At 74.5% G+C, this 11,305-nt stretch carries 9 protein-coding genes; 6 read left to right on the forward strand and 3 right to left on the reverse strand.

All coding sequences use genetic code 11. From position 1 onward, the window contains the following. Positions 1 to 33: 33 nt before the first annotated feature. Both SZN_RS07375 and SZN_RS07380 read left to right on the forward strand, forming a co-directional pair. A complete protein-coding gene (locus tag SZN_RS07375) occupies positions 34 to 1,764 on the forward strand; it encodes an N-acyl-D-amino-acid deacylase family protein (RefSeq protein ID WP_007492909.1) in 1,731 nt (576 codons plus the stop codon). Further along, the gene (locus SZN_RS07380; RefSeq protein ID WP_007492911.1) at positions 1,761 to 3,221 is read left to right on the forward strand and encodes an aldehyde dehydrogenase family protein; all 1,461 of its coding nucleotides are present in this window, start codon (positions 1,761 to 1,763) and stop codon (positions 3,219 to 3,221) included. Before SZN_RS07375 ends, SZN_RS07380 begins: the two co-directional genes overlap by 4 nt. Positions 3,222 to 3,247: 26 nt before the next feature. Here SZN_RS07380 and SZN_RS07385 read toward each other — a convergent pair whose 3' ends face one another. After that, complete coding sequence (locus SZN_RS07385; RefSeq protein WP_007492914.1) at positions 3,248 to 3,643, reverse strand: nitroreductase family deazaflavin-dependent oxidoreductase; 396 nt, start codon at positions 3,641 to 3,643, stop codon at positions 3,248 to 3,250. Between the two features lie 101 nt (positions 3,644 to 3,744). Between SZN_RS07385 and SZN_RS07390 the strand changes: the two genes are divergently transcribed. Further along, positions 3,745 to 4,572 carry an endonuclease/exonuclease/phosphatase family protein gene (locus tag SZN_RS07390; protein ID WP_007492915.1) on the forward strand — a complete coding sequence of 276 codons (828 nt, stop codon included), beginning with the start codon at positions 3,745 to 3,747 and terminating at the stop codon, positions 4,570 to 4,572. 19 nt (positions 4,573 to 4,591) lie between these two features. On the opposite strand, the gene SZN_RS07395 is transcribed toward SZN_RS07390, so the two are convergent. Next, a complete protein-coding gene (locus SZN_RS07395; RefSeq protein ID WP_007492917.1) occupies positions 4,592 to 6,109 on the reverse strand; it encodes a CehA/McbA family metallohydrolase in 1,518 nt (505 codons plus the stop codon). A gap of 211 nt (positions 6,110 to 6,320) precedes the next feature. Here SZN_RS07395 and SZN_RS07400 point away from each other — a divergent pair, with 211 nt between their 5' ends. From SZN_RS07400 to SZN_RS07410, 3 genes are all read left to right on the forward strand, one after another. Then, the gene (locus SZN_RS07400) at positions 6,321 to 7,169 is read left to right on the forward strand and encodes a TIGR03619 family F420-dependent LLM class oxidoreductase (RefSeq protein WP_007492919.1); all 849 of its coding nucleotides are present in this window, start codon (positions 6,321 to 6,323) and stop codon (positions 7,167 to 7,169) included. Positions 7,170 to 7,373: 204 nt separating this feature from the next. Continuing rightward, on the forward strand, positions 7,374 to 9,971 hold the full coding sequence (locus SZN_RS07405) for a bifunctional FO biosynthesis protein CofGH (protein WP_007492921.1): 2,598 nt from the start codon (positions 7,374 to 7,376) through the stop codon (positions 9,969 to 9,971). A gap of 88 nt (positions 9,972 to 10,059) precedes the next feature. Next, positions 10,060 to 10,611, forward strand: a complete 552-nt coding sequence (locus SZN_RS07410) for a L,D-transpeptidase (RefSeq protein ID WP_007492923.1) — start codon at positions 10,060 to 10,062, stop codon at positions 10,609 to 10,611. A gap of 24 nt (positions 10,612 to 10,635) precedes the next feature. Here SZN_RS07410 and SZN_RS07415 read toward each other — a convergent pair whose 3' ends face one another. Beyond that, positions 10,636 to 11,142, reverse strand: a complete 507-nt coding sequence (locus SZN_RS07415; protein ID WP_007492925.1) for a DUF2165 domain-containing protein — start codon at positions 11,140 to 11,142, stop codon at positions 10,636 to 10,638. Positions 11,143 to 11,305: the final 163 nt, after the last annotated feature.

Here is an 11,305-nt window from a genome sequence, read left to right on the forward strand (position 1 = left end):
GCCGCCCGCACCCAGGAACGAGGAGGAACCGTCATGCTCGATCACGTCGTCCGGGGCGCGACCGTCGTCGACGGGACGGGCGCGCCGGGCCGGGTCGCCGACGTGGGGACGCGCGACGGCCGGATCGCCGTCGTCGGCACCGTCACCGAGGACGCCCGCACCACCGAGGACGCCCGCGGGCTCGTCCTCGCCCCCGGCTTCGTCGACCCGCACACCCACTACGACGCCCAGCTCTTCTGGGACCCCTGCGCCACCCCCTCCCTCCACCACGGGGTGACCACCGTCGTCGGCGGCAACTGCGGCTTCACCCTGGCCCCGCTGAACCCGGCCCGGCCCGAGGACGCCGACTACACCCGCCGCATGATGTCCAGGGTCGAGGGCATGTCCCTGGTCGCGCTGGAGGAGGGCGCGCCCTGGAACTGGCACTCCTTCGGGGAGTACCTGGACGCCCTCGAAGGGCGTGTCGCGGTCAACGCCGGTTTCATGGTGGGACATTGCGCGCTGCGGCGCCACGTGATGGGCGCGGACGCGGTCGGCGGCCGGCCCGACGAGCGGCAACTGGCCGAGATCGTCCGGCTGCTGCACGACGCCATGGACGCGGGCGCCTGGGGCTTCTCCACCACCCAGTCCGCCACCCACTCCGACGGCGACGGCAGGCCGGTGGCCTCCCGGCACGCGGACCCGGCCGAACTGCTGGCGCTCTCCCGGGCCGTGGGGGAGCACGAGGGCACGCAGATCGAGGCGATCGTCGCGGGCTGCCTGGACCAGTTCAGCGACGCCGAGATCGACCTGTTGGCCGGGATGAGCGCCGCCGCCGGGCGCCCCCTGAACTGGAACGTCCTCACCGTCGACGCCGCGGTCCCCGAGCGGGTGCCCCGCCAGCTGCTGGCCAGTGAGCGGGCCCGCGGGGCCGGGGGCCGGGTCGTGGCGCTGACCATGCCGATCCTCACCCCGATGAACATGTCGCTGGGCACCTTCTGTGCGCTCAACCTCATCCCGGGGTGGGGGCCGGTCCTCGCCCTGCCCGTGCCCGAGCGGATCGAGCGGCTGCGCGACCCCGGCGTCAGGGCCGGCCTCCTCGCGCACGCCGCGTCCAGGGAGGCGGGCGTCTTCCGCCGGCTCACGAACTTCGCCCGCTACGTCGTCGGCGACACCTACAGCGCGGCCAACCGCGCGCTGAGCGGCCGGGTCGTCGGCGACATCGCCGCCGAACGCGGCCAGGAACCCTTCGCGTGCCTGGCGGAGATCTGCGCGGCGGACGATCTGCGCACGGTCCTGTGGCCCATGCCCACCGACGACGACCCCGCCTCCTGGGCCCTGCGCGCCCAGACCTGGCAGCACGAGGACGTCCTGCTGGGCGGCTCGGACGCCGGGGCGCACCTGGACCGGATGTGCGGGGCGCCGTACACCACCCGCTTCCTCGGGGACTGCCTGCGCGGGCGCGGGCTCATGGGCCTGGAGAAGGCCGTGAAGATGCTGACCGACGACCCCGCGCGGCTGTTCGGGCTGCGCGAGCGCGGCCGGATCCGGGAGGGCTTCCACGCGGACCTGGTGCTCTTCGACCCCGAGCGCGTCGACGCCGGCCCGGCCACCCTGGTGCACGACCTGCCGGGCGACAGCCCGCGCCTGGACTCCAAGGCCCTCGGCATACGGTCCGTCCGCGTCAACGGCGTCGAGGCGATCCGGGACGACGTGGTGAGCGGTGCCGTCGCCGGGCGCGTGCTGCGCTCGGGGCGCGACACCCGGACGGTGGCCACCCGGTGAACGGCGGCGAGGAGGGGCAGCGGCTCTTCGTCGGCGGCTCCTGGGTCGAGCCGGACGGCGGCCACTACGCCGTGCCCGACCCGGCGACCGAGGAGAGGGTCGGCCTGGCCCCGGAGGCGTCCCGGGACCAGGTGGACGCGGCCTGCGCCGCGGCCCGCGAGGCGTTCGGGCCGTGGTCGCGCACCGCGCCCGGGGAGCGGGCCGCCGTCCTCGCGCGGGCCGCGGACATCGTCCGGGCCCACCTCGTGCCCTACGCCGAGCTGGCCCAGGCCGAGACGGGGGCCACCACCGCGACGGCCCGGGGCATGCAGGTCGGCGTCGCGGCGGCCCGCTTCCGGCGCTACGCGCGCGTGGAGAGCGCCGAGTGGGCGATCCCGCCCCAGGTCAACGAGGCCGGACCGTTCGGGCGGGCGGCCGTGATGGGCGCGCTGGCCGTGCGCCAGCCCGTCGGGGTGGTCACCTGCGTCACGTCGTACAACAACCCCTGGGCCAACGCGGCGGGCAAGGTCGCGCCCGCGCTCGCCATGGGCAACACCGTGGTCGTGAAGCCGGCGCCGCAGGACCCGCTCTCCGTCTACCGGATGGCCGAGGCGCTGGAGGCGGCCGGGGTGCCCCCGGGGGTCGTCAACGTCGTCTCGGGCCGGTCCGCGGCGGTCGGCGAGGCCGCCGTGTCCTCGCCGGACGTCGACATGGTGAGCTTCACCGGCTCCACCGCCGTCGGGCGGCGCATCGCCGAGGTGTGCGGACGGGACATGAAACGGCAGCTGATGGAACTCGGCGGGAAGGGCGCCGCCCTCGTCTTCGACGACGCGGACCTCGCCTCGGCCGTCGCCGGGATCGGCACGACGTTCTCCTTCTACAGCGGCCAGATCTGCACCGCGCCCACCCGGGTGCTCGCCCAGCGCGGGGTCTACGGCCGACTGGTCGAGCAACTGGCGGCGTATGCAGGGAGGTTGAAGGTCGGCGATCCGCGCGCGGCCGACACCGCGGTCGGACCGGTGATCTCCGCACAGCACCGGGACCGGGTGGAGGCGTACGTGGAGACGGGCCGCAAGGAGGGCGCGGTCGTGGTGGCGGGCGGTGAACGGCCGCCGTACGAGAAGGGCTTCTACGTCGCGCCCGCCCTGCTCGCCGACTGCGCCGCCGACATGAAGGTCGTCCGGGAGGAGATCTTCGGGCCGGTCGTGTGCGTGCTGCCCTTCGACGACGAGGAGGAGGGCATCGCCCTCGCCGGCGACAGCGACTACGGCCTCATCGACTACGTCTGGTCCGGCGACGTCGCCCGCGCCTTCCGGGTCGCGCGGCGGCTGCGGGCCGGCGGGGTCGGGGTGAACACCGTGGGCCGCAACATGGAGGCGCCGTTCGGCGGGTTCCGGCTCAGCGGGGTCGGCCGGGACGCCGGCTCCCACGCGCTGCACGCCTACAGCGAGGTCCAGTCCCTCGTCTGGCCGGGATGACGCGCGGGCGGTGAGGGCGGGGCCGGTCAGCCGGCCAGGTCCACCCGCACGGTCATGAGGTCCGTGCCCAGCGCCCGCACGGCCGCGCTGTTCATCCGCGGCAGCCCGCGCAGCCGCGCCACCGGGTCGTCGCCGGGCAGCGGGTGTGCCGTGCCGGTGTGCCACCGCCCCCGTATCCGCACCCGCACCCGCGGGTCGGCCCTGATGTTGCGGATGTACTGGGACCGCTCCCCGAACTCCGAGACCAGCCAGAAGGAGTCCCCCTCCCGGCGGCCGCCCACCGGGGTGCGCCGGGGCAGGCCGGAGACGCGGCCCGTGGTTTCCAGCAGCGTCTGTCCGGGCAGGCGGCGCAGCACCGGGTTGATCACCCGGCGCTGGAGGGCGGTGGTGGTGCGGAACCTGAGATCTGCGGGGCGGGACATCACGGGCGGCTCTCCTGTTTCCCGCCGGGAGTCGGGGCGCGGCGGTCGCACTGTTGCTTCAATGGTCCCCCACGCGGCGTGACGAGAGCGGGTGGCTGCGGATGAGGGTCGTGACCTGGAACCTGTGGTGGCGCTTCGGCCCCTGGGAGGCCCGGCAGAAGGCCGTCCTGGGGGAGCTGAGGGAGCTGCGCCCCGACGTCGTGGGCCTCCAGGAGGTGTGGGCCGCCGACGGCGAGAACCAGGCCGAGTGGCTGGCCGGCGAACTCGGCATGCACTGGGCGTGGGCGCCCTCGCCCGCCCCCGAGCGCTGGCGCCGGCGCATCGGCGGTGCCCCGGTCGACATCGGCAACGCCGTGCTGAGCCGCTGGCCCGTCACCGACCGGCGGACGCTGCGCCTGCCCGCGCCCGCCGACATCGACGACGGCCGCCTCGCCCTCTACACCCGGCTCGCGACGCCCGCGTACGACGTCCCGTTCTTCACCACCCACCTCACCTCGGTGCCGCACGCCTCGGCGGTGCGCTGCGAACAGGTCCGGGCGCTCGCCGCGTTCGTCGCCGAGCACCGGGGCGACTCGCCCTTCCCGCCGGTGGTCACCGGCGACTTCAACGCCTGGCCGGACTCCGACGAGGTCCGCCTCTTCGGCGGCTGCCTCACCGCGCCGGCCGTCCCGGGCCAGATCTTCCTGGACGCCTGGCGGTACGCCGCCCCGGACGCCCCCGCGGCGACCTGGGACCCCGCCAACCCCCACGCCGCCAGGAGCCTGCATCCCGGCGCGCGCATCGACTACATCCACGTCGCCCCGCCCGGCCCGGACGGCCTCGGCCACGTACGCGCCGCGCACCGCGCGGGCGACGCCCCGGTCGGGGGCGTGTGGCCCTCCGACCACGCGGCGGTGGTCGCCGACCTGGCGGACGGCCCGGCTGCCTGAGCGGGCCGCCCCGCGGCCCTCAGGCCCGGCCCAGGAAGATCGGGTTCGTCAGGGCCGCCGCCGCGCCCGGCAGGGGGCCCGCCGCCGTCTCGTGGCGCAACTCCGCGCGGACGTAGGCCGCGTGGGCGGGGGTCGTGCGCCACTCCACGGTTCCCCCGCCCGACACCGGCAGGGGCGGGCTGGTCAGCAGGACGCCCTGGTCCGTGACGAGGCGGACCGTGCAGCGCGGGGCGCCCGAGACCTCCAGGCGGACCGTGACCGGGGTGTCGCGGGCGACCGCCAGCCGGCCGCCGATGCCCGCCTGCTCGCCCCGGCCGCCGGAGGCGGTGAAGGCCAGGGAGACGGTGGCGGACTCGGCGATGTAGGAGCGGCCCGCGCGGATGCCCTCCTGGACGGCCTCGCGGCTCAGGTCGTCGGCGAGGACCACCGTCTGCGGCAGCCCGACCGGGTCGGGGGCGCGGTGGGCGTCGCTGCTGCCCATCGCCGGGACCCAGCCGCGGCCCTCCTCGCGCACGGACGCCACCAGCATGCTGTCCCAGTCGGCCAGGGCCGTCTCGTCGTCCGGCGTCCACGGCCCGTTCCAGACCTCGATCGCGTCCGCCTCGCCGAAGCCGAACTTCCAGTTGCAGCCCACACAGGTGGCGTGCGGGTGGGCGGGCACGACCAGTCCGCCCGCGCGGCGGATCTGGCGGGCGTACCTGCCGAAGCGGTTGTCGCGGGCCCGGTAGCGCCAGTCGACGAAGGTGCCCGGATCGACGCCGAGCGCCACCACGTGGCCGTTGCGGGTGGTGATCTCCTCGCCCAGCATCACCAGCAGGTCCCCGCCCGCCGCGTCGGCCCAGTGCGCATGCGAGGAACTGGTGTTGTGGTCCGAGCTGTTGATGAAGTCCAGCCCCGCCGCCCGCGCCAGGTCCGCGATCTCGGCCGGGGTGCGCCGGCCGTCGGAGTGCCAGGAGTGCAGATGGCAGTCGCCCCGGTACCAGGCGCGCCCCCGCCCCCGGGCCCGCTCCGGCGGGTACACCGGCTCCGGGCGCTCACCGGCCTCGCCGCGCAGCAGCGTGACCGTGATCTCGTACGGCAGCCCCTGTGGCGCCACCGTGTAGGGGCCGAGCGCGATCCACCAGGTGCCCTCGCGGACCGGGCCCGGCAGATAGCCGGGTGTCGCCTCGTCCGCCCGGATGAAGAACTCGGTGCGCGCGCCGCCCGACCAGCCCCGGAAGCCGCGGCCGCCCGGCTCGGTGCCGCGCTGGTCGAAGAGGCCGATGTCCAGGGCGTTGCCCGGGGTGCCCGCCGGGACGGACGGCTTCCCGTAGGTGTAGGAGACCCGGAGTTCGCGCACCCCGGACGGCACCTCGACCGGCACGTACACGAAGTCGGGCGACCCGGGCGGCAGGGTGCCCCGTACCGTGCGGGTCTCGGGCTCCTGGCCGGCGTCGGCGCCTCTCGCGAAGGTCACGCTCCCCAACGTAAGCGCCGCGGCGGCACCCGTCACGAACAGGGCGCGCCGGCCCGGACCTGCGTGGTCGTCCTCGCACATGCTGCTGCTCCCCCAGGTCGTCGTGGATGACAAGGCGTGGGTGGTGCGGTGATGGTGCGTGCAACCCTGGTATTCAGTCGTGAACCGCCGTGCAAGGGAAGGCGATCGGCGGACGATCGGCAGATGTCCGGGCGGCCGGCCCGGACGGGACCCGTCAGGTGCCGACCGGTCGGTATGGACATCGCGGTACGCGCACGGTACAGATGCAGACATGCGTATCGCCGCCACGATCTTCCTCACCGACGAGACGATCACCCCGACCCGGCTGGCCCGTGAGCTGGAGCAGCGCGGATTCGCCGGGCTGTATCTGCCCGAGCACACCCACATCCCCGTGGAGCGGACCACCCCGTACCCGGCCGGCGGCGACCTGCCGCGCGAGTACGGCCGCACCCTCGACCCCTTCGTCGCCCTCGGCCAGGCCGCCGCGGTCACCGAGCGGCTGGAACTGGGCACCGGCATCACCCTGGTCGCCCAGCACGACCCGATCGCCCTGGCCAAGCAGATCGCCACCCTGGACCATCTGTCCGGCGGGCGCTTCACCCTCGGCCTCGGCTTCGGCTGGAACGTGGAGGAGGCCGCCGACCACGGCGTCGACTGGTCCGGCCGCCGCGACCTGGTCCGGGACCGGATGGCCCTGATGCGCGCGCTGTGGGCGGAGGAACCCACGGCCCACGAGGGCGAGTTCGGCTCGGTGCGGGCCAGCCACGCCTACCCCAAGCCGGTGCGCGAGCCGCGCGCGCCGAAGGTCAGCGGCCCGCGCACCCTGATCGGCGGGGCCGCCGGCCCCAAGCTGTTCGCGCACATCGCCGAGTACGCCGACGGATGGCTGCCGATCGGCGGCGGCGGACTGTCCGAGACCCTGCCCAGGCTGCGGCGGGTGTGGGCCGACGCCGGACGCGACACGGACGCCCTCCAGGTCGTGCCGTACGCCGTCTTCCCGAGCCCCGGCAAGCTCACCCACTACGCGGACCTCGGGATCGGGGAGGTCGTCGCGCAGCTGCCGCCCGCCGGGGAGGCGGAGGTGCTGCGGACGCTGGACGAGTACGCGCGCTTCCTCTAGGGCGGGTTTCGGGGCGGGTTGCGAAAGCAGCGTCGTCCGCCCGCCGGGCAGGCGGGACTTTCGCAACCCGCCCTGGTCGCGGTGACCGTGAGGGGTTGCCGGCGCGCCTTCCCGGCCGCCCGCACCGGGGCCCGCGGCGGGCGGCCGGGCCGGGCGGGCCCCCGGTCCCGCCGCACCGGCCGGGCCCGATCGTATGCTCGACGGATGACGACCTCCGCGCCCTTTGGCACCGGCTCGACGCCCGGCCCGACCGAGAACTCCCTGCGGCGCGCCCTCAAGCGCGCCCGGGACGGCGTCGCCCTCGACGTCGCCGAGGCCGCCGTGCTGCTCCAGGCCCGCGGCGCGGCCCTCGACGACCTCGCCGCGACCGCCGGCCGGGTGCGGGACGCGGGCCTGGAAGCCGCCGGGCGGCCCGGCGTCATCACGTACTCCAAGAGCGTCTTCGTCCCGCTGACGCGGCTGTGCCGGGACAAGTGCCACTACTGCACGTTCGTCACCGTGCCCGGCAGGCTGCGCCGGGCCGGGCACGGCATGTTCATGTCCCCCGACGAGGTCCTGGACATCGCCCGCAAGGGCGCCGCCCTCGGCTGCAAGGAAGCCCTCATCACCCTCGGCGACAAGCCGGAGGACCGCTGGCCCGAGGCCCGCGAGTGGCTCGACGCGCACGGCTACGACGACACCGTCGCCTACGTCCGCGCGATCTCCGTGCGCATCCTGGAGGAGACGGGGCTGCTGCCCCACCTCAACCCCGGGGTGCTGTCCTGGACCGACTTCCAGCGGCTCAAGCCGGTCGCCCCGTCGATGGGCATGATGCTGGAGACCACCGCGACCCGGCTGTGGTCCGAGCCCGGCGGCCCGCACCACGGCTCGCCGGACAAGGAGCCCGCGGTCCGGCTGCGCGTGCTGGAGGACGCCGGGCGCTCCTCCGTCCCCTTCACCTCCGGAATCCTCATCGGCATCGGCGAGACGTACGAGGAGCGCGCGGAGTCCCTCTTCGCGCTGCGCCGGGTCGCGCGCTCCTACCACGGCGTCCAGGAACTGATCATCCAGAACTTCCGCGCCAAGCCGGACACCGCGATGCGCGCGATGCCCGACGCCGAACTGGACGAACTGGTCGCGGCGGTGGCCGTCGCCCGCCTGGTCATGGGCCCGTCCGGCAACATCCAGGCCCCGCCCAACCTGGTCGCCGGCGAGTACGCCCGCCTGATCGCGGCCGGCGTCGACGACTGGGGCGGCGTCTCCCCGCTCACCATCGACCACGTCAACCCCGAACGCCCCTGGCCGCGGATCGAGGAACTGGCCCGCCACTCCGCCGAGTCCGGCTTCGACCTGCGGGAACGGCTGTGCGTGTACCCCGAGTTCGTGCGGCGCGGCGAACCCTGGCTGGACCCGCGGCTGCTTCCGCACGTCCGGGCGCTGGCGGACCCGCGGACCGGCCTCGCCCTCCCGGACGCCGTGGTCGAGGGCCGCCCGTGGCAGGAGCCCGAGGAGGCGTTCGTCTCCTCCGGCCGCACCGATCTGCACACCGCCGTCGACACCGAGGGCCGCACCGGCGACCGCCGCGCCGACTTCGACGAGGTCTACGGCGACTGGGGCGCCCTGCGCGAGGCCGCCGCGCCCGGCATGGCGCCGCAGCGCATCGACACCGACGTCCGCCAGGCGCTGCGGACGGCCGCCGACGACCCGACCCGGCTCGGTGACGACGAGGCGCTGGCGCTGCTGCACGCGGACGGCCCGGCGCTGGACGCGCTCTGCCGGATCGCCGACGACGTCCGCAGGTCGGCGGTCGGCGACGACGTGACGTACATCGTCACCCGGAACATCAACTTCACCAACGTCTGCTACACCGGCTGCCGCTTCTGCGCCTTCGCGCAGCGCAGGACGGACGCCGACGCCTACACCCTCTCCCTGGACCAGGTCGCCGACCGCGCCCAACAGGCGTGGGACGTCGGCGCGGTCGAGGTGTGCATGCAGGGCGGCATCCACCCGGACCTGCCCGGCACGGCCTACTTCGACATCGCGCGGGCGGTCAAGGAGCGGGTGCCGGGCATGCACGTGCACGCCTTCTCCCCGATGGAGGTCGTCAACGGCGCCACCCGTACCGGCCTGTCGATCCGCGAGTGGCTGACGGCCGCGAAGGAGGCGGGCCTCGACTCGGTGCCCGGCACCGCGGCCGAGATCCTCGACGACGAGGTGCGCTGGGTGCTGACCAAGGGCAAGCTCCCCGCGGCGACCTGGATCGAGGTGATCACGACCGCGCACGAACTGGGCATCCGCTCGTCCTCGACCATGATGTACGGCCATGTCGACCAGCCCCGGCACTGGCTCGGGCATCTGCGCACCCTGGCCGGCATCCAGGAGCGCACCGGAGGCTTCACGGAGTTCGTCACCCTGCCGTTCATCCACACCAACGCCCCGGTCTACCTGGCGGGCATCGCCCGCCCCGGCCCGAGCGTCCGCGACAACCGCGCGGTCACCGCCATGGCCCGGCTGCTGCTCCACCCCCACATCCCCAACATCCAGACGAGCTGGGTCAAACTGGGCGCCGAGGGGGCGGCGGAGATGCTGCGCTCCGGGGCCAACGACCTCGGCGGCACCCTGATGGAGGAGACCATCTCGCGCATGGCGGGCTCCTCGTACGGCTCCTACAAGTCGGTGCGCGACCTGGTGGCCGTCGCCGAGGCGGCGGGCCGCCCGGCCAGGCCCCGCACGACCCTGTACGGCGAGGTGCCCCAGGAGCGGCAGCGGGCGGCGGCGGCCTCCGACGGGCACCTGCCCGAGCTGCTGCCGGTGCTGGACTGAGCAGGAACCCCTCCCGGGGGTCGGTACGATGATCCGACCCCCGTACGGAGGGGTTCCCTGCTGTCCGTAGCCGAGGAGATGTGTGCCCGTGCCTGCTTCCAAGGTCTGGGTGACCACTCTGACGGTGGGAGCGATAGCCGCCGTCACCGTCCTCGCCGTACAGGCGGGCAAGGGACCGCACCCGACGGCCGCGTCGTCCCGCCCCAGCGCGTCCCCGTCCGCCGGGGCGAGCCCCGCCCCGACGAAGTCCGCCCGGCCCGCCGCCGTCCCCGAGTCCTCGGGCACGGGGCGCCGGATCGTGTACGCCCTCGGCCAGAAGCGGGTCTGGCTGGTCGACGCCGGCGAGGCCGCCCGCCGCACCTTCGCCGTCTGGCCGGGCACGGTGAGCCCCGACCCCGGCACGTACACCGTGTCCTCCCGGAACATGGCCACGACCGGCTCGGACGGGGTGCAGATCGAGAACATCGTCTACTTCACGGCGAAGGACGGCATCAACATCGCCTTCTCCAACGCCGTGGACGGCGCCTCACCCCCGCCCGCCGAAGGCAAGCGGACCGGCGGGGTCCGGATGCGCGCGGCGGACGGGGCGGCGCTGTGGACGTTCGCGGAGACCGGCACCAGGGTGACCGTGGTCGAGTAGGCCGCGTGGTCCGGCCGACGCCGGTCAGGCAGCGGTCCGCCGCGTCCCCGCCGGGAGATGGTTGACGATCAGCACGACCCCGCTGACGAGGAACACCCGCGTCGCGGCGTCGAGCCCGTTCCAGTCCGAGGACTGCCACATCGAGAACCACTCGCCGCCGATCGCGATGAACCCGGCGCCGAACAGCAGCATCAGCATGAGCAGACCGATCGTGGAGAAGCGCCGGGCGCGTTCGTCGTCACGCCGGAACCACAGCCAGGTGCCGTATATGAGGACGAGGGCCGCGACCGTCTCCCAGACGATGATCGCGACGTACGCCGCGTCCTGAAGTCCCTTGCTGGTGACGGCTCTCCACATCAGGTCGTCGTCCTTGAACGTGGTGTCCATCGCGAGCACATGCCGCACGAACTGCTGGTTCGTACCGAAGTCCGTGATGTTCCCGAAGGCGACCAGAGCGATGTAGAGGGCGACGGCCGCGGTGAGCAGCGCGGCGGCGAGGTGAAGGGGAGTGCGCGGGGGTGTCGTAGGCATGGCCGCCATCCTCCCCGCAAAACCGCCGCGCCCGAAGGCAATTGAGCCAGAACAGTGGCTCCCGGGGAGAGCGCGCCTGCGCCCGGATCACGCCCTGGCGCAGCTCCACGGCCCGGGCCTCTCGCGGATCGCTGACCACTCGGCTGTGCGGCTCCGCTGCCGA

Source organism: Streptomyces zinciresistens K42, from assembly GCF_000225525.1.
Lineage (GTDB): Bacteria > Actinomycetota > Actinomycetes > Streptomycetales > Streptomycetaceae > Streptomyces > Streptomyces zinciresistens.